At 40.0% G+C, this 18738-nt stretch carries 16 protein-coding genes; 12 read left to right on the top strand and 4 right to left on the bottom strand.

What is annotated here, in order from left to right; all coding sequences use genetic code 11:
- Positions 1-10 precede the first annotated feature (10 nt).
- The 11 genes from ACOV1Q_RS11170 to ACOV1Q_RS11220 all read left to right on the top strand — a co-directional run bounded on the left by ACOV1Q_RS11170 (position 11) and on the right by ACOV1Q_RS11220 (position 15258).
- Positions 11-1243, top strand: coding sequence for a M48 family metallopeptidase (locus ACOV1Q_RS11170; RefSeq protein ID WP_424494479.1), 1233 nt, complete (start codon positions 11-13; stop codon positions 1241-1243).
- Between the two features lie 44 nt (positions 1244-1287).
- Positions 1288-3489, top strand: coding sequence for a RelA/SpoT family protein (locus ACOV1Q_RS11175; RefSeq protein ID WP_424494683.1), 2202 nt, complete (start codon positions 1288-1290; stop codon positions 3487-3489).
- Positions 3490-3512: 23 nt separating this feature from the next.
- Positions 3513-3974 carry a Fur family transcriptional regulator gene (locus ACOV1Q_RS11180; RefSeq protein ID WP_424494480.1) on the top strand — a complete coding sequence of 154 codons (462 nt, stop codon included), beginning with the start codon at positions 3513-3515 and terminating at the stop codon, positions 3972-3974.
- A 12-nt stretch (positions 3975-3986) separates the two neighbouring features.
- Entirely contained in the window at positions 3987-5258 is a 1272-nt protein-coding gene (locus ACOV1Q_RS11185) for an adenylosuccinate synthase (RefSeq protein ID WP_424494481.1), read from the top strand.
- Positions 5259-5706: 448 nt separating this feature from the next.
- Positions 5707-7431, top strand: coding sequence for an OstA-like protein (locus ACOV1Q_RS11190; protein WP_424494482.1), 1725 nt, complete (start codon positions 5707-5709; stop codon positions 7429-7431).
- Positions 7432-7434: 3 nt separating this feature from the next.
- Complete coding sequence (locus tag ACOV1Q_RS11195; protein WP_424494483.1) at positions 7435-8613, top strand: aspartate aminotransferase family protein; 1179 nt, start codon at positions 7435-7437, stop codon at positions 8611-8613.
- A 105-nt stretch (positions 8614-8718) separates the two neighbouring features.
- Positions 8719-10119 carry a tetratricopeptide repeat protein gene (locus tag ACOV1Q_RS11200; protein WP_424494484.1) on the top strand — a complete coding sequence of 467 codons (1401 nt, stop codon included), beginning with the start codon at positions 8719-8721 and terminating at the stop codon, positions 10117-10119.
- Positions 10120-10152: 33 nt separating this feature from the next.
- Entirely contained in the window at positions 10153-11103 is a 951-nt protein-coding gene (locus ACOV1Q_RS11205) for a DUF368 domain-containing protein (protein WP_424494485.1), read from the top strand.
- Positions 11081-12103, top strand: coding sequence for a DUF368 domain-containing protein (locus tag ACOV1Q_RS11210; RefSeq protein ID WP_424494486.1), 1023 nt, complete (start codon positions 11081-11083; stop codon positions 12101-12103). The genes ACOV1Q_RS11205 and ACOV1Q_RS11210 overlap by 23 nt, the downstream gene beginning before the upstream one ends.
- Positions 12096-12830, top strand: coding sequence for a shikimate dehydrogenase family protein (locus ACOV1Q_RS11215; protein WP_424494487.1), 735 nt, complete (start codon positions 12096-12098; stop codon positions 12828-12830). The genes ACOV1Q_RS11210 and ACOV1Q_RS11215 overlap by 8 nt, the downstream gene beginning before the upstream one ends.
- 112 nt (positions 12831-12942) lie before the next feature.
- Positions 12943-15258 carry a DUF349 domain-containing protein gene (locus ACOV1Q_RS11220; RefSeq protein WP_424494488.1) on the top strand — a complete coding sequence of 772 codons (2316 nt, stop codon included), beginning with the start codon at positions 12943-12945 and terminating at the stop codon, positions 15256-15258.
- Positions 15259-15336: 78 nt separating this feature from the next.
- Here the strand turns inward: ACOV1Q_RS11220 and mazG are convergent, their stop codons facing one another.
- From mazG to ruvX, 4 genes are all read right to left on the bottom strand, one after another.
- The gene (gene mazG / locus ACOV1Q_RS11225; RefSeq protein WP_424494489.1) at positions 15337-16110 is read right to left on the bottom strand and encodes a nucleoside triphosphate pyrophosphohydrolase; all 774 of its coding nucleotides are present in this window, start codon (positions 16108-16110) and stop codon (positions 15337-15339) included.
- Between the two features lie 142 nt (positions 16111-16252).
- The gene (locus ACOV1Q_RS11230) at positions 16253-16678 is read right to left on the bottom strand and encodes a DUF5606 family protein (protein ID WP_424494490.1); all 426 of its coding nucleotides are present in this window, start codon (positions 16676-16678) and stop codon (positions 16253-16255) included.
- Between the two features lie 57 nt (positions 16679-16735).
- Positions 16736-17326, bottom strand: a complete 591-nt coding sequence (gene def / locus ACOV1Q_RS11235; protein WP_424494491.1) for a peptide deformylase — start codon at positions 17324-17326, stop codon at positions 16736-16738.
- Positions 17327-17394: 68 nt separating this feature from the next.
- Positions 17395-17805, bottom strand: coding sequence for a Holliday junction resolvase RuvX (gene ruvX, locus ACOV1Q_RS11240; protein WP_424494492.1), 411 nt, complete (start codon positions 17803-17805; stop codon positions 17395-17397).
- 84 nt (positions 17806-17889) lie between these two features.
- Between ruvX and ACOV1Q_RS11245 the strand changes: the two genes are divergently transcribed.
- The gene (locus ACOV1Q_RS11245) at positions 17890-18705 is read left to right on the top strand and encodes a 2,3,4,5-tetrahydropyridine-2,6-dicarboxylate N-succinyltransferase (protein WP_424494493.1); all 816 of its coding nucleotides are present in this window, start codon (positions 17890-17892) and stop codon (positions 18703-18705) included.
- Positions 18706-18738 lie beyond the last annotated feature (33 nt).

Here is an 18738-nt window from a genome sequence, read left to right on the forward strand (position 1 = left end):
CATAAAAATAATGTACCCAAATAGCCTTTTCTACATTATCGTAGCCGTCGTGCTAATAGATTTTATTGTAGACCAAATCCTGGACACATTGAATGCACGTCATTTTAAGGATCCCATTCCGCAGAATCTCCAGGATGTTTTTAACCAAGAAGAATATGAAAAATCGCAGCAGTATAAAAAGACGCGGCACAGGTTTGGACTTATTTCTTCTACCTTTTCTATTGCCGTTCTACTAATTTTCCTTTTCCTCGACGGTTTTGATTTTGTAGATTCCATTGCACGTAACTGGTTTAACAATTCCATTCTTATAGGACTTGTTTTCTTCGGAATCATCATGCTTGGAAGTGACATTCTTTCCCTGCCTTTTTCCTACTACAGTACCTTTGTAATCGAAGAAAAATTCGGGTTCAATAAAACCACCCAAAAAACCTTCTTTTTGGATAAGCTGAAAGGCTGGGGCATGATGATCATTCTTGGCGGCGGTATCCTGGCTTTGATCATCTGGTTCTATCAATGGGCAGGAGATAATTTTTGGTGGTATACCTGGGCTCTTGTAGCGATATTCAGTATTTTTTTAAATATGTTCTATGCGCGGCTCATTGTTCCGCTGTTCAACAAACAAAGTCCGCTGCCGGAAGGTTCTCTACGCAGCAAAATTGAAGCCTATGCGCAAAAGGAAGGTTTTAACCTGGAAAAGATATTTGTGATTGATGGTTCTAAAAGAAGTACGAAGGCAAATGCCTATTTTTCGGGCTTCGGAAATGAAAAACGAGTTACGCTTTACGATACGCTTATAAATAATCTTGAAGATGAAGAGATTGTGGGAGTTTTAGCTCATGAAGTAGGGCATTACAAAAAGAACCATATTATCATCAATTTGGTCTCAAGTTTGATCATAATAGGATTTACGCTGTGGTTGCTTTCTTTGTTCGTGGGAAATCCACTTCTTTCAGAAGCTTTGGGAGTAGAAATTCCCGGTTTTCATATTGGTTTTATTGCCTTCGGGATCTTGTACAGTCCGATTTCTGAAGTAACGGGTTTAATAATGAATTACCTCTCCCGTAAATTTGAATACCAGGCAGATGATTTTGCCAGGGATACCTACAAAGCAGAACCGCTGGTGACGGGACTAAAAAAGCTATCAAAAAACAGCCTGAGCAATTTAACACCACATCCTGCATATGTTTTTGTAAATTATTCTCATCCGCCGCTCTACAAGCGTATAGGTAATTTACAGAAGTGATGTGTCTTGTTTCTTTTGTATCTTAATTGTACATTTATTTTATGATGACCGAAGCTGCTATAGATAAGGAAAATAAACAAATTGCACGCCAGTATAAAGAACTGTTGCGCATTAGCTATCAAACACTTTCTGAAGATGATAAGAAACTCATCAGGAAAGCCTTTGATACAGCTGTTGATGCGCATAAGGACCAAAGAAGAAAATCTGGCGAAGCCTATATTTTTCATCCTATTGCCGTTGCGAAGATCGTAGCTTCAGAAATTGGGCTGGATGCCACCTGTATTGCCGCTGCCCTGCTGCACGACGTGGTGGAGGATACGGAATATACTTTAGAGAATATTGAAGAAATGTTTGGTAAAACGGTCGCCAAGATCGTCGACGGACTTACCAAGATCTCTCACCTGAAGAAGGATAAGGATGTTTCGTTGCAGGCAGAGAATTTCAGGAAAATGCTGCTTACCCTCAACGATGACGTACGGGTAATCATCATCAAGATTGCCGATCGTCTACATAACATGCAGACCATGGATGCCATGCGGGCAGACAAGCAGGAAAAAATTGCTTCGGAAACGCTCTATATCTACGCGCCCCTTGCACACAGGATTGGCTTGTACAACATAAAGAATGAACTCGAAGACCTGGGCTTGAAATATACCGAACCTGATGTCTATAATGACATTCTTACTAAAATAAGAGAAAGCAAAGAAGAACAAGACAGGTACATAGATACATTTACCCAAACGATCCAACAATCATTAGACCAGGAAGGAATAGAATATGAAATTAAAGGTCGTCCTAAATCCATATATTCCATTCGTCGGAAGATGAAAAACCAAAACGTGAGTTTTGACGAGGTTTACGACAAGTTTGCAGTAAGGATTATATATAAAACGAACCCGAACAATGAGAAGTTTCTAGCCTGGAAGATCTACTCTGTCGTGACAGATCACTTCAGGCCCAATCCTACTCGCCTAAGAGACTGGATCTCTTCCCCAAAATCTACGGGGTATGAAGCGCTTCACATCACGGTAATGGGACCAAAAGGAAGATGGGTAGAAGTACAAATAAGGAGTGAGCGCATGAATGAGATCGCCGAAAAAGGATATGCGGCTCATTACAAATATAAACAGGGCAATGACGAAGACGGACTCGACGAATGGGTGCGTCGCCTGCAGGAAGCACTTGAAAATCCTGAAGGCAACGCCGTGGATTTTGTAGAGCAATTCAAATTGAACCTTTATTCCAAAGAGATCTTTGTTTTTACGCCGCAGGGAGATCTAAAATCTCTGCCAAAAGGAGCAACTCCGCTAGATTTTGCATTCAATATTCATACAGAAGTAGGATATCATACCCGTGGGGCAAGAGTGAATGGAAAACTGGTACCTTTAAGTCATGTACTTAGCAGCGGTGACCAGGTAGAAGTAATAACTTCAGATAAGGCCAAGCCCAATTCCAACTGGCTTGATTACGCAACCACAGCAAGAGCCCGCGCAAAGATCAAAGCTTCTTTAAAAGAAGAAAAGAAAGATATTGCCGAAGAAGGAAAAGTCATTCTCACCAGGAAATTAAGGGCACAAAAAATACCATTTAATGAAAAAACAGTCAATGAACTGGTTGTCTTTTTTAAACTTAAGACGAGTCAGGACCTCTTCTACCGCGTTGGAATGGGAATTATTGACAACATCAAACTTAAAGAATATGCTGCCTCCCGAAGTAATGCGCTGGTAAGTTTCTTCAAAAGTAAGATCAAGAAATCGCCTAAGGTTGAAGATATTGATAAGGATGAAATAACCGTAAAATATGATCAACTGGTTTTTGGAAAAGAGGAAGATGTCCTTGACTATAAACTGGCGAACTGCTGCAACCCTATTCCCGGCGACAGCGTCTTTGGTTTTGTGACCGTAAGTGAAGGCATAAAAGTGCATAAGAAGGATTGTCCCAATGCCATCCAGCTGCAAAGTAATTTTGCTTACCGGATTATGCAGGCGAAATGGAAGGATTCTTCACAGGAAGAATTTAAAGCTGTAATTAAATTACAGGGAATTGATAATCTCGGGCTCGTGAATGACGTAACAAAAGAGATTTCCAGCAACATGAGTGTCAACATACGAAACATTAACTTTGATAGTACAGATGGTGTTTTCACAGGAAAAGTTACAGTGATCGTAAAAAACAATACGATTCTTAAAAAATTAATGGAACACCTTAAAAAAATAAACGGTATAGATAAGGTGACACGTGAATAATCTTATACCTTTGCAAGCATTATATGAGCAAGAAAGTAGTAAGCAAGAACGATCAGGCAATAGTGAAGAATGTATTCACTAAGTTCCTGGAAGAGAAGGGCCACCGCAAAACTCCGGAGCGTTTCGCTATCCTTCAGGAAATCTACGACAGTGAAGATCATTTTGACATAGAGTCCTTATATATCAACATGAAAAATAAAAAGTATCGCGTAAGTCGTGCTACTTTATATAATACCATTGAACTGCTACTGGAATGTGCACTGGTACGAAAGCACCAATTTGGGCAAAACCAGGCGCAGTATGAGAAATCCTACTTCGATAAGAATCACGATCATATTATACTTACCGATTCCGGGGAAGTCATAGAATTCTGTGACCCCAGGATCCATTCAATTAAACAAACAATAGAAGAGGTCTTTGGGATAGAGATCACCAACCACTCTCTCTATTTCTACGGAAATAAAAAGATAACCGAAACTGAATAACTCATTACTTTTATGGCAGTAGATTTACTACTTGGTTTACAATGGGGCGACGAAGGAAAAGGCAAAATTGTAGACGTTTTAACTTCAAAATATGACATTATCGCCCGTTTTCAAGGTGGGCCTAATGCCGGTCACACCCTGGAATTTGATGGTATAAAACATGTTTTACACACCATTCCATCTGGTATTTTTCATGAAAATGCTTTAAACCTCGTAGGAAATGGGGTAGTTATTGATCCAGTGATCTTTAAAAGAGAACTTGACAATCTAGATAAATTTGATCTTGATTACAAAGCAAAATTACTTATTTCCAGGAAAGCCCATCTTATTCTACCTACACATCGTTTACTAGATGCTGCCAGCGAGGCTGCCAAAGGAAAGGCAAAGATTGGATCTACCTTAAAAGGTATTGGTCCAACTTATATGGATAAAACCGGCCGAAATGGTATTCGAGTAGGTGATCTCGAGTTAAGCGACTGGAAAGAAAAATACCGTTCTTTAGCAAATAAGCATGAAGCGATGATCAACTTCTATGATGTTGACATACAATACAACCTGCCGGAACTTGAAACAGAATTTTTTGAAGCCGTAGAAGTCCTAAAAAGCCTCAAGTTCATCGACAGTGAAGAATACCTGTTCCAGGCACAGAAAAATTCAAAAAGCATCCTGGCCGAAGGCGCACAAGGATCACTTTTAGACATTGATTTTGGAACATATCCATTCGTTACTTCCTCAAATACAACTGCTGCAGGAGCCTGCACCGGCCTTGGAATTGCCCCCGGACAGATAGGAGAAGTTTTTGGAGTATTTAAAGCCTATACCACAAGAGTGGGTAGCGGCCCCTTCCCTACCGAACTTTTTGATGAAGACGGAGAAACAATGGGGCGTGTAGGAAATGAATTTGGCGCAACTACCGGAAGAGCACGCCGTTGCGGATGGCTCGATCTTGTAGCTCTTAAATATGCGGTACGTGTAAGTGGTGTCACCCAATTGATCATGATGAAAGCGGATGTCCTTAGCGGATTCGAAACCTTAAAAGTTTGTACGTCTTACAACTATCGTGGGGAAGAAATAGATCATCTTCCGTTTAATCTGGAAGCTGAAAATGTTACTCCGGTGTACAAGAAATTCAAAGGCTGGAAAGAAGATATCACCAAGATCACGAAGACTTCAGAATTTCCAAAGGAACTGAACGAGTATATTGATTTTATTGAGAAAGAACTGGATATTCCTGTGAAAGTAGTCTCTGTTGGACCAGACAGATTACAGACGATCAACAGATAGTAGAAAAAAATAAAGGCTGCCTGAAAAGCGGTACAACGTCATTCGGAATTTTTTTCAGAATCTCACGAATCTGTGGTTCTCATTGAGGAGACCTGAAACAAGTTTAAATTGACGCAGGTTATGCTTTTCAGGCAGCCTCTTTTTATTCAAAAGAGCGAAAATATTTAGTGCCAAAAATGCCATTTTTGAACGATTATTGTCCAAACCATTTTTTGATCTCTTTAAACTGATTTCGCTTTCTATTCTATTTTCTATTTATAGTTTCAATTTCTTCAATTCACAGGTTTTCTCAAAAAAAAGATGTTTAGCGTTCCTTTCTCCCCTCAGAAAAGAAGTTGGAACGGTTGTTGAACCTCTCCAAAAATGGCGTTTTGATCCTGAAAGATTTCAAGGGCATGAATAATTAAATCCTTAATAATTCGCTATTTTTGAACCAAAATTTTCTTTTTTGAAACAATTCCGAATCATTGGTATTCTTTTGCTCCTGCTTTTTTGCGAGACCTCTGTACTTGCCCAGGAAGTCCGGAAGATCGACTACACGAGTGACAGAACGATTCGGGATGAACAAAGATATCCGGGAGCACTTATCTTGAGCAAAGTGGACGAGCAGGTGCATTTTACGCACGAAGGCATTGAAATTTGGTGCGACCAGGCCATTCATTATGATCAAGAAAACTTTTTTAAAGCCTTCGGAAACGTTCGCATGGAGCAGGGAGATACGATCACCATGAACAGCCAGTATGCGGAATATAACGGGAATACAGAATTTGCTTTTGCCAGCGGAAATGTACGAATGAGAAATCCGCAGACGTCTTTAACTACCGACACGCTTTTCTTTGATCGTGCAAAACAACAGGCTTACTACCGAAGTGGCGGCACCGTTCGGGATACTGCCAGTGTTCTAAAAAGCCGTGTTGGAAGATACTTTTTGGAAAGTCAAAAATACTCCTTTTCATCAGATGTCGTCCTTACAAATCCAGAGTACGTGATCAATTCGGCGCAGCTCGATTTTTATTCAGAAACAGGAAATGTTTTCTTTTACGGCCCTACCACAATAGAGAGTGAGACAAGTACCATTTATTGCGAACGCGGATTTTACGATACCCGTGGTGACACGGGATATTTTGTGAAAAATTCCCGTATAGATTATGAGCAACGTATTTTGGAAGGCGATAGCCTCTACTTTAATCGAAATACCAATTTTGCATCGGCCACCAATAATATTAAGGTGACAGATACGGTGAACAACAGTATCATTAGAGGGCACTATGCCGAAGTATACAGGGAAAAAGATTCGGTCTTTATTACGAAAAGAGCTTTAGCCGTGACTTTGCAGGATAGAGATTCTGTTTATATTCACAGTGATACACTTATGGTCACTGGTAAACCCGATGACCGAATCATAAGAGGGTTTTATGACGTAAGGCTTTTCAAAAGCAATATGAGCGGGAAGAGTGATTCTATTCATGTGCAGCAAACTACCGGGCTCACCCAAATGATAGGAAACCCGGTTATTTGGTCACAAAATAATCAGCTTACCGGCGACACAATTCATCTTTTGAATAATGTGGAAACAGAAGAACTTGACTCTTTAAAGGTTTACAACAATGCCTTTATGATCCAGAAAGATAGCATTGAAGGTTACAACCAATTAAAAGGAAAGGAACTCTATGGCCTGTTTAAAGAAAACGACTTATATCAGGTTGATATTTTAAAGAATACGGAAACACTTTATTACATGAGGAATGATGCCGGGGAACTTATTGGCATTAACAAGACTCTATCCAGTTCCATTAAAGTGTTGCTGGAAGAGCAGGTGGTACAGGATGTTTATTATTACAAACAAATAGACGGAAATTTAACTCCGGAAAATGAAGTACCTCCTTTTGAACGGGAATTGATAGGTTTCAATTGGCGTGGAGAAGAACGACTGGAATCGGTAGATGATTTGTTTGCAGGAGAGCCTCCACTTGAATTGACACGAATTGAAGGAATTCCTTTACCTTCCCCCGAAACTGAATTTTTTGAAGACCGGGAGAAAGATGACCCGCTGCTAAATGAAAAATCCAGGTTACGCCCGGAAGATTTAAAAACCAGAAAGCAAGATTCTATCGCGCCCCAGCCTGAAGAAATTTTACCCGAGCCACTCATTGAAGCCGAAAAGGAAGAATAACTATTGAAATCAGATTTTTTTAAATATCAGGCGCAAACGACGCCACATCCTCTCGTGGTGGAAATTTCACATGCAGAAGGTTCCTACATCTATGATACCAGTGGCAAGTCATACCTGGATTTCGTGGCCGGAGTTTCGGCCTGTAGCCTTGGTCATCGCCATCCTCGAGTGGTAGAGGCTGTAAAAAATCAACTGGATAAGTATCTACATGTAATGGTGTATGGCGAATATGCTCAGGAACCTGCTGTGCAATTATCTAAATTGCTCGCTCAGGAGCTTCCGAAGCCGTTGGAAAAAACCTATTTAACAAATTCTGGTACCGAAGCAATTGAAGGTTCCCTAAAACTCGCAAGACGCTACACAGAAAGAACGGAGATCATTGCTGCAAAAAATGCATACCACGGAAATACGATGGGTTCTTTAAGCCTAATGACGTACGAAGAGCGACAAAAACCTTTCAGGCCTTTGATAGGCGATGTGTCTTTTATAGAGTTCAATGCTGAAGAGGACCTAAAAAAAATCACCAACAGGACAGCGGCTGTCATCTTAGAAACAATTCAAGGTGGCGCAGGCTTCATTCTGCCGATAGATAATTATCTTCAGAAAGTGAAAAAGCGCTGCGAAGAAGTTGGTGCTCTGCTTATCCTGGATGAAATACAACCCGGATTTGGCCGCACCGGAAAACTCTTCGGATTTCAGCATTTTGGAGTGGTACCCGATATCGTAGCCATGGGAAAAGGCATGGGCGGCGGACTGCCAATTGGTGCTTTTACAGCTTCCGAAGAAATGATGGATTCTCTTAGTGACTATCCAAAAATGGGACATATTACCACCTTTGGAGGAAATCCCGTTATTGCATCGGCGGCACTGGCAACTTTACAGGAAATAACTAAAACTGACTTAATTGCAGGTACACTTAAGAAAGAAAAACTTTTTAGGGAGCTGCTAGTACATCCTTTAATTTCAGAAATAAGAGGAAAAGGTCTTATGCTGGCTCCAATCTTACAAACTGAAGAAATAGCCAATCGGCTTATTCTAGAGGCCCAGGAAGAAGGTTTAATCTTGTTCTGGCTTCTGTTTGAAAAAAGAGCCGTAAGGATCTCTCCTCCTTTAACCATTTCTGAAGAAGAAATAAGGGAAGGATGCGGCATAATTATTGCGCTTCTAGACAAATTAAAGTAGCAAAAAGGCTGTTGATTACTTTGTTAACAACAAATGCCATCCCCGCCCCATCTGCTGCTTATCATTTTTAACTTTAATACTGTAGAAATCAGTAACCCCGTACTTATGCAATTAAGTCATAACGAAGAAAACAATTTCTCTCTCTCCCGCTTTGAATCCATGCTCAAGACTAATGACGTTTTGTTCTTTGATTCAAATGAATTCGAAAATATCATTCATTATTATCTTGAAAACGGGAAGATTGCATTGGCTAAAAAGGCCGTGAAATTGGGTCTGAATCAACATCCCGGCTCTACAAATCTTAAACTTCTTAAGGTTGAAATTCTGGTTTTTGAAGATAAACTCGACTTGGCCGATGGCCTTCTTGATGAAATTTATGATCTCGAAACTTCCAATGAAGAGATATATATTCAAAAGGCTAATATTCTTTCCAAGAAAGATGATCACAGCAGTGCAATCAAAATGCTGGAGATGGCCCTGGAAATTACTCTAGATGAAGCTGATGTTTATTCTCTTCTGGGAATGGAATATCTTTTCCTCGAGGATTTTGAGAATGCAAAGCAAAGTTTCATGAAATGCCTGGAGTCTGATGAAGAAGATTATTCTGCTTTGTATAATGTGATGTACTGCTTTGATTTTCTTGAGCAGAAGGGACAGGCAATAGAATATCTCAACAAATTCCTTGATAATAGTCCGTATTCTGAAGTTGCATGGCACCAGCTTGGAAAACAATATTTTGACCTGAAAAAGTATAAAAAAGCTCTTGCAGCTTTTGATTTCGCGATCATTAGTGACGATTATTTTATTGGCGCTTACCTTGAAAAAGGAAAGGTGCTTGAGAAGCTGGGTCGCTACAATGAAGCTATAGAAAACTATAACATCACCTTAGAACTTGAAGATCCAACATCTTTTGCTTACCTGCGAATTGGTAAATGTTATGAAAAACTGGGAGCAGATGAGCTTGCCCTAAAGCATTACAGACAAACGGTGCATGAAGACCCTCTTCTGGACAAAGGATGGATCGCCATAACCGACTTCTTCACAAAAAAGCAGAACTATTCTAAAGCTTTGTATTATATCAATAAGGCTATCAATATTGATGAGGAGAACGTGCTATACTGGAAGAGGTACGCTAAAATTAATCAAAGGCTTAAGTTTTATGAAGAAGCTGAAAAAGGACTTAGAAGAAGCCTGGAACTAGGGAATTATGAGTTGGAAACCTGGATTAGAAGATGTGATATCTTAACCGGACTAGGAGAATATGAAGCTGCCATTCAAAACCTGTTGCAGGCCACAGAATTCTACCCAGAAACCGCAGAAATAGACTATCGTCTTGCCGGCCTTTTTTTCACTCTCCAGCAATCTGAAAAAGGCTTTTATCATCTTGATAATGGCTTAAATCTTGACGCTGAATATTATATCATTATAGAAGAGCTATTCCCCAAGGTATTTGCGCGCAAATCCATTAAAGATAAGATCAACACGCACATTAAAGCATGCAGTTAATTCTTAGCTTTGCGCAGGTTTTAAATTAATGAAATGCGACGTAGCTTAAAGGATTATTTTAACATAGGTCTTAAAGGTATGGCCATGGGAGCCGCAGATGTTGTACCTGGAGTATCAGGTGGGACTATTGCCTTTATATCGGGAATATACCAGGAATTGATTCACACAATTAGCGGTGTGAATATTTCACTGCTGGGAATTTGGCGCAAAAAAGGATTTTCTGCCATGTGGAAAGCCCTCAATGGAAATTTTATCCTTGCACTTTTCGCAGGAATTCTGGTAAGTTTCTTCTCATTAATGCGATTAGCAAATTACCTTCTGGAAAATCATCCTGTGCTAATCTGGTCGTTTTTCTTTGGGCTTGTACTCGCCAGCATCTTCTATGTCGCCAAACAAATTCCGAAATGGAATATTAAGATCGTTCTCTGGGGACTTTTAGGAGCTGTTGTTGCTTTTTATATCGTTTCCCTGCCTCCAATGGCAGCTGCCCAAAGTGATCTTTTTCTATTTTTTGCCGGCGCTATTGCAATTTGCGCAATGATTTTACCTGGTATTTCCGGGTCTTTTATTCTTGTTCTTTTAGGCGCTTATAAAACCGTGAGCGAAGCTACGCATGATTTTGACTTCAAAACTCTGGGTATTATTGGCGTGGGAGCCGTGTTTGGATTATTGACATTTTCAAGGTTGCTCAAATGGCTCTTTGCCAACTACAGTACGATCACTCTTGCAGTTTTGACCGGATTCATTGCTGGATCACTTAATAAAATATGGCCCTGGAAGAAAGTACTCGAAACAGCCCAATACGGAGACAAATCTGTCGTTCTTAGGGAGGAATCTGTCCTGCCGTGGAATTTTGCAGGAGAATCAAATTTATGGGCTGCAGTTGCTTTGATGCTTGCTGGTTTTGCGCTTATTCTTATCTTAGAGCGCCTGGCCGAAAGTAAACCAGAGAGCGAAGAAAATGCAGCAAACCCGAACGCTTAGCGACAAAATTCTCTTAGTCCTAAAAGGACTGGCCATGGGTGCCGCAAATAAAGTCCCCGGAGTTTCGGGCGGAGTAGTCGCTTTTGTAGCCGGGTTTTATGAAGAATTCATTTTTTCTCTTCGCCGCATTAATTATAATTCCTTTAAACTGTTAGTCAATGGCAGGTTTCGCAGCCTTTACTATTACATAAACGGCAGGTTTTTAAGCCTGTTAATATTGGGGATGATCATCAGCTATTTTAGTGTATCCCTGCTTCTGGATTACCTTATCCTGCATTTTGAACTCTACGTTTGGTCTTCTTTTTTTGGAATGATAATAGGTTCCATTTACTACATTAGTAAAGATTTTAACGCCTGGAACAGCCGAAACATTCTTTTTGCTATTCTTGGTGTTGCAGCCGGCGTAGGAATAAGTCTGCTGGAACCTGCCCAGGAAAATGACAATCTCTGGTTCGTTTTTCTCTGCGGAATAATTGGTGTTTCGGGGATGACACTTCCGGGATTATCGGGTTCTTTTATTTTAATTCTTCTTGGGAATTACGTCCTTCTACTGGTAGACTCTGTAAATGCCCTTTTTGACACCCTTAGCCAAATTCTGCTTTTGGATTTTTCTTTTGTGCACAATTCCGAAAGAATTCGACTCTTAAAAGTTTTACTAGTCTTTTCAGCCGGATCTTTAGCAGGGCTTGTTAGTCTATCTCACATTTTAGGTTATGTCTTAAAACATTATAAAAATGCCACTTTTGCAGTCATAATAGGTTTCATTACCGGCTCATTAGGGGTTGTATGGCCATGGAAAGAAGAGGTTTTCCGTAGAAATGCCTCCGGAAAGCTGGTTCTGGACCAAAGCGGCAACCCTATCGTAGATAATTTTGACCGCTACCTGCCAGAGCTTTTGAATTTACAGACGTGGATGGCAGTTCTTTTCATCATTTTTGGAGCTCTATTCGTTATTTGGCTGGGCTGGTATGAAAATCGTAACAAGCGAAACTATGCGTAAATTTGGATTACTTGGAAAGGACATTTCCTATTCCTTTTCCCGAACTTATTTCAAGAAGAAATTCCAGAACCTGGATATAGATGCCACTTATGACAACTTTGATGTTCCAAAAGTGGATGATTTCAAGCTCCTTCTGGAAAAAAATGAAGAGCTGGAAGGATTAAATGTCACTATCCCATATAAGGAGCAAATAATCCCATTTTTGGATACCATACATCCTATAGCTTCAGAAATTGGTGCCGTAAATACGATCAAAATTTCTAAAAACGGCCAGTTGGCGGGCTATAACACAGATTACTTCGGATTCACGGAATCTATAAAGCCATTTTTAAAGAAACAGCATACAAAAGCACTCATTCTTGGAACCGGCGGAGCTTCAAAAGCAGTTGCTTATTCCTTAAAATCTATGGGAATATCGAGTGTTTACGTTTCCAGAAAACCATCCAAAAATGCCATTTCTTACGCCCAACTTTCAGAAGAAATTTTAAAGGATTATACCGTAATCATCAACTGTACACCATTAGGCACCTCTCCAAAAACGGCAGAATTCCCTGCAATTCCGGTAGAACACCTAACACCGCAGCACCTTGTTTATGACTTAATTTACAATCCGGCGGAAACCAGGTTGATGAAATTTGCTTCAGAAAAAGGTGCGACAACTACTAATGGTTTACGAATGCTCGAGTTACAGGCCGAACGTGCCTGGGAAATTTGGAACCATTCTTAATGTAAAGACTTCTGTTACTGCTTTACAAATAAAGGCAAAACCTTGTTAGGTTTTACGGGAGTTGTTATCTTTCACATCTATTACGTATTGATGAACTTTAACATTGAAAGATATGTCTGATAACGAGAAAAGGCCAGAAAAAAATCTCCCCGAAAATGAAAATGAGAACCTTCAGAAAAATGAAGGAACAGAAGGTGCGGGAGCCCGGCAGCCGGCAGAACACATTGTGGAAAAATCTTCACAGGCAGCAGGAAAAGAACAATCTACTTCAGAAGAAACTGAAGAGCGAAATATTGGAGATGCATTGGTGGATGAAAGTTCTGCTACTGAGAAAAGAGAATCAGAAAAGGATCTTTCTGCCCAGGAAGATATAGAGAGGGATTATAAAGAAGATGCTGCACGAAAGGTCGCGGAAGCCCCAAAAGCAGCACAGGAACCTGCTTTGGAAGGAGCTAAGAGTGAGGAGCAGAAAACTCGCGATAAGGAAGCTATGGAAAAAGATCATGTGGGTGAAGCTTATTTAAAAGAAGCAGCCGCTTCTGAAGAGCGGAAATCGCAAAATCCAATTTCTCCCGAAGCCGCGATAGATGATGAAAAATCTGAGGAAGAAGAACAGGAATCTTTTTCTGAACCTAAGGACGCACATCGTGAAATGGAAGATTCTGTTGCCGAGCATAGTGAAGATGAAAGTGCAGAAGAGCGCCATGGTATTGCAAAAAAGGATTATCACTCCATGAACAAAGAAGCGCTTTTGCAAGAGCTTCAAAAGCTTGTTCAAAATGAGAAAGTACAGGCGATCAAAGAACATGTAGATGAAATTAGGGCCGAATTCAATGCTAAGTTTGACGAAGAAATGGAGCAAAAGAAGGAAGATTTTCTTGCCGATGGCGGGAACATCATTGACTTCCACTACTCTACTCCGTTAAAAAAAGAATTCAATTCCGTCTATTTTGACTATAAAGAAAAACGTAATAAGTATTACCAGCAGTTAAAGCAGGATCTCAACAAGAACCTGGAAAAACGGGTAGAGATCATTGAAGAACTTAAAGGTTTGATTGATGTTGAGGAGAACATTAATACGACCTACAACCACTTTAAGGAACTTCAGGAAAGATGGAAGACTGCAGGTGCCATTCCGCGGGATAAATACAATACCGTTTGGAACACGTACCACCATCACGTAGAGAATTTTTATGATTTTCTACACCTCAACAGGGAGTTTAGAGATCTTGACTTCAAACACAACCTGGAGCAAAAACTTAAGATCATTTCCAGGGCCGAGGAACTTACCCAGGAAAAAGATACAAACCGGGCTTTTCGAGAATTACAAATGCTGCACAAGATGTGGAAAGAAGATCTTGGACCGGTAGAAAGAGAGTACCGGGAAGATATTTGGCAAAAATTTAGTGAAGCGACGAAGAAAATTCATGATCAGCGACAGGAATATTTTGCACAGCAAGAGAAAGAATACGAAAAGAACCTGGAGAAAAAGGAAGAGATCATTAATAAATTAAAAAAAATCTCTGAAACTAAATATTCTTCACATAAATTATGGCAGCAAAAAATTAAAGAAGTAGAAGCCCTGCGCGAAGAATTCTTTAAGGCCGGGAAAGTTCCCCGTGCGGTGAATGACAAAACCTGGAAGAGGTTCAAAGAGGTAGTTCGAACCTTTAACCGCAATAAAAATGCTTTTTATAAAGACCAGAAAAAAGAACAATACGCAAACCTGGAGAAAAAGCAAGAGCTAGTACAAATCGCCGAGGACAATAAGGACAGTGAAGATTTTAAAGCTACCACAGCTCTCATGAAAAAGATTCAGAGCGACTGGAAGAAAATTGGACATGTTCCACGGAAGGATTCTGATAAGATCTGGAAAAGGTTCAAAAGTGCCTGCAACCATTATTTCGACCGTCTTCACGCCTCCAGAAATGAGGAGAATAAAGAAGAAACCGAAGCCTTTGAGAAGAAGAAGGAATTACTGGACACTCTTAAAGCCATGGAATTTTCAGGAGAAAGAAAAAAGGATCTTCCGGTGATAAAAAACTATATCGAGGAATGGAAAAGCCTTGGAAAAGTTCCACATTCCAAGCGTTACATTGAAGGCAAATTCAACAAGGCACTTGACCAGGCGTTTGAAAAACTCGATATGGACAAGACGCAAACGGAGCTTTTGAAATACGAAAATAAAGTCCAGGCATTGGAGGATGCTGATGATGATCGTAAGATTAACAATGAACACTACTTCCTCACAAAGAAGATTGAGGAAACCAAAGGAGAGATTCGGCAGCTTGAGAACAATTTACAGTTCTTCAGCAATGTTGATGAAGACAATCCTTTAGTCAAAGAAGTCCATGAAAACATTCGAAAGCACAAGGAGCAACTGGAAATTTGGAAAGAGAAGCTTCAGAAAATAAAGTCACTGTACTAAAGAATACCAAAAATGTCATTTTTAAAGGCCGTTCGAAATTATCACGAACGGCCTTTAATTTTTAATGCAATTACTTCACTAAAGCAATTTGGCCTCTTCCCAGTAAACATCCATCTCGGCCAGGGTCATATCACGAAGATCTTTGTTATGTTCTTTTGCTTTTTCTTCCAAATACTGAAAGCGTGTAATAAATTTTTTATTAGTCCTTTCAAGCGCATTTTCAGGATTGATATTTAGGAAGCGGGCATAGTTGATCATAGAAAACAAAACATCCCCAAATTCAGCTTCCATTTCATCTGGGTTGACGGCATCTATCTCGTCCTGAAATTCTTCCAGTTCCTCTTTAAGTTTTTCAAACACCTGTCGCGGTTGTTCCCAGTCAAATCCCACTCCCGAAACCTTTTCCTGGATGCGGCTGGCTTTAACCAAAGCGGGCAAGGACGCAGGAACACCTTCTAAAACACTCTTTTTGCCTTCCTTTAGCTTAAGATTTTCCCAGTTCTTCTTCACATCTTCTTCATTTTCAACTTTTGTATCGCTGTAGATGTGCGGATGCCGACTAATCAATTTATCGCAGATTCCGTTGGCCACATCTGCAATGTCAAAATCACTAGTTTCGCTCCCTATTTTTGCATAAAAAACAATATGCAGCAAAAGATCTCCCAGCTCTTTTCTCACCTCTTCAAGATCATTTTCCAGGATCGCATCACCCAGTTCGTAAGTTTCTTCAATAGTTAAATGCCGAAGTGACTCCATTGACTGTTTCCTGTCCCAGGGACACTGCTCCCGCAGTTCATCCATAATGGTGAGCAAACGGTCAAAAGCTTTGAGTTGATCTTTTCGGGAATTCATAAGTTATTTTTTAAAAAGGTGATTAAAATGCTCTTTTTGGAACCTGAGCAAATAAAAAGCTGATCCTAAAGATAACAATTTCGCCTTGTGCTTTCACGAAACTGTTCTTTAGAATCAGCCTTTAAAATGTCATTTCTGAAGCCTATTCTTCTTCGTCGGAAGTTTTTTCAGATTTCTTGCTGTCTCCAAATTCAGTAATTCCTTTATTAATCAAAAGATTATACCACTGAATGATCTTTTTAATATCGCTGATGTAGACACGATCTACATCATAATCTGGAAGAATCTCACTGAAATATTCTTCTAGTTTTGCTTTAGATTCCTTATGACTTATGGCCTCTCCTCCATCTTCCTTTTCCTTTATCTTTTGAAAGATTTCCCGTAGCGGTACTTCTTCTGTATAAGTATAGACGGCGATCTCACTTAACAGGCTTACATTGTGGCGCATGTTGACAGAAATTTTCTTTCCGTCCATCATGGATTCAGCAATAAAACCACCGCGGGTTTGGGCTTTTAACTCATATAATCCGGGTTTTCCCGAAATTGACAACACTTTATCTAATTCCATATTCTTTTAAATTGTGGGTGGCAAATATCTCATGTATACCCTAAAATTCAAAACTTATTAACGCCCTTTTTTCATTTCGGGAAAACGCATTCTATAGTCTACTGTAATTTTTCCCTTTGAAATGTTACGGAGTTTACTATTTATGAGGCGCTTTTTAAGGCTGGAAAGCTTGTCTGTAAAGAGAACACCCTCAATATGATCATATTCATGCTGAATCACGCGTGCCGCCAACCCTGAAAATTTTTCTGTATGCTTTTCAAAATTTTCATCGTAGTATTCAATGGTGATTTCTGGTTTCCTGAAGACATCTTCCCTCACATCGGGAATACTAAGGCAACCTTCATTAAAAGCCCATTCGTCACCTTCTTCCTCCAGAATTCGGGCATTGATAAACACTTTTTGAAGACTGCGAAGTTGGTTTTGCTCCTCTTCCTCCAGTTCTTCATCTTCAGCGAAAGGCGCAGTGTCAATCACAAAAATCCTGATTGGCAGCCCCACCTGTGGTGCTGCAAGCCCTACCCCATATGCCTGGTGCATCGTCTCCTTCATATTTTCGATCAACTCCTGTAACTTGGGGTAATCTTTTGTTATTTCCTTTGCTTTTTTACGTAATACGGGATCGCCGTATGCTACTATAGGTAAAACCATTTTAAAATTTTAACGTTCAATATGTTGTTCCTGTTCTTTTCGGAATCAAGGTATATTCTATTCTTTGCTTATAACTTATATAGGTATGATTGCAATATAATGGTTGCACTAATCTCATCTACCAATGCTTTGTTTTGCCGCTTCTTCTTTTTAAGTCCGCTGTCAATCATTGTTTGAACTGCCATTTTTGAGGTGAAACGTTCATCCACTCTCTTCAATTCCTTCTCCGGGAACTGCTCCCTAAATTTCTTAAGAAACTTCTGAATACCTTCTTCGCTTTGGGAAGCCATATTGTTCATTTGTTTAGGCTCCCCCAGCAGCACCAATTCCACATTTTCATCTGAAAAGTATTTTTTCAGAAAAGGCAGAAGTTCAGAAGTGGCAACAGTTGTAAGTCCCGAAGCTATGATTTGCAGCTCATCTGTCACTGCTATACCGGTGCGCTTGACCCCGTAATCTATTGCCAAAATCCTTGCCATTATTTTTTTCGCAAAGGTAAGGTTAAATTTAGGATGTGTCCAATAATTGTCCCGAAGCTATTATATTTGCAAAAAAGCGAATAAATGACAAATTTAGAATCTATTATAAATAAGGCTTGGGACAACAGGGAATTATTAAATGACCAAGAAACCACCAACGCCATTAGGGAAGTTATTTCTCAACTCGACGCAGGAAAATTAAGGGTTGCAGAGCCAACTTCTGAAGGCTGGCAAGTAAACGAATGGGTGAAAAAGGCCGTAGTACTTTATTTTCCTATTCAGAAAATGGAAACCCTGGAAGCCGGAATTTTTGAATACCACGATAAAATGCCTTTAAAAAGAGGCTATAAAGAAAAAGGAATCCGCGTAGTGCCAAATGCCGTTGCGAGACATGGAGCTTATATTTCCAGCGGAGTGATCATGATGCCTAGTTATGTAAACATTGGTGCGTATGTAGATGAAGGAACCATGGTGGATACCTGGGCCACGGTTGGAAGTTGCGCGCAAATTGGGAAAAATGTGCATTTAAGCGGTGGTGTTGGAATTGGTGGCGTGTTAGAACCGCTTCAGGCAGCTCCTGTAATCATTGAAGACAATGCCTTTTTGGGATCCCGTAGCATCGTTGTAGAAGGTGTAAAGGTAGAAAAGGAAGCAGTGCTAGGTGCAAATGTTGTTTTGACAGCTTCAACAAAGATCATTGATGTCACAGGGGAAGAGCCTGTTGAAATGAAAGGATTGGTTCCTGCGAGATCTGTAGTCATTCCGGGAAGTTATACAAAAAAATTCCCTGCAGGAGAATACCAAGTGCCTTGTGCTTTGATCATTGGTACACGAAAAGAAAGCACCAATAAAAAGACTTCATTAAACGATGCATTAAGAGAATACAATGTAGCTGTTTAATTTCTTTGGCTGTTCAAAAACAGTGATGATCAT

Origin of the sequence: Salinimicrobium maris (genome assembly GCF_049680855.1) — a bacterium.
GTDB lineage: Bacteria > Bacteroidota > Bacteroidia > Flavobacteriales > Flavobacteriaceae > Salinimicrobium.

Coding starts and splice junctions, on each gene's coding strand:
- ACOV1Q_RS11245 (WP_424494493.1), top strand. CDS start 17,890: ATGACAAATTTAGAATCTATTATAAATAAGGCTTGGGACAACAGGGAA.
- ACOV1Q_RS11220 (WP_424494488.1), top strand. CDS start 12,943: ATGTCTGATAACGAGAAAAGGCCAGAAAAAAATCTCCCCGAAAATGAA.
- ACOV1Q_RS11180 (WP_424494480.1), top strand. CDS start 3,513: ATGAGCAAGAAAGTAGTAAGCAAGAACGATCAGGCAATAGTGAAGAAT.
- ruvX (WP_424494492.1), bottom strand. CDS start 17,805: ATGGCAAGGATTTTGGCAATAGATTACGGGGTCAAGCGCACCGGTATA.
- def (WP_424494491.1), bottom strand. CDS start 17,326: ATGGTTTTACCTATAGTAGCATACGGCGATCCCGTATTACGTAAAAAA.
- ACOV1Q_RS11230 (WP_424494490.1), bottom strand. CDS start 16,678: ATGGAATTAGATAAAGTGTTGTCAATTTCGGGAAAACCCGGATTATAT.
- ACOV1Q_RS11200 (WP_424494484.1), top strand. CDS start 8,719: ATGCAATTAAGTCATAACGAAGAAAACAATTTCTCTCTCTCCCGCTTT.
- ACOV1Q_RS11205 (WP_424494485.1), top strand. CDS start 10,153: ATGCGACGTAGCTTAAAGGATTATTTTAACATAGGTCTTAAAGGTATG.
- ACOV1Q_RS11170 (WP_424494479.1), top strand. CDS start 11: ATGTACCCAAATAGCCTTTTCTACATTATCGTAGCCGTCGTGCTAATA.
- ACOV1Q_RS11210 (WP_424494486.1), top strand. CDS start 11,081: ATGCAGCAAACCCGAACGCTTAGCGACAAAATTCTCTTAGTCCTAAAA.
- mazG (WP_424494489.1), bottom strand. CDS start 16,110: ATGAATTCCCGAAAAGATCAACTCAAAGCTTTTGACCGTTTGCTCACC.
- ACOV1Q_RS11215 (WP_424494487.1), top strand. CDS start 12,096: ATGCGTAAATTTGGATTACTTGGAAAGGACATTTCCTATTCCTTTTCC.
- ACOV1Q_RS11185 (WP_424494481.1), top strand. CDS start 3,987: ATGGCAGTAGATTTACTACTTGGTTTACAATGGGGCGACGAAGGAAAA.
- ACOV1Q_RS11175 (WP_424494683.1), top strand. CDS start 1,288: ATGACCGAAGCTGCTATAGATAAGGAAAATAAACAAATTGCACGCCAG.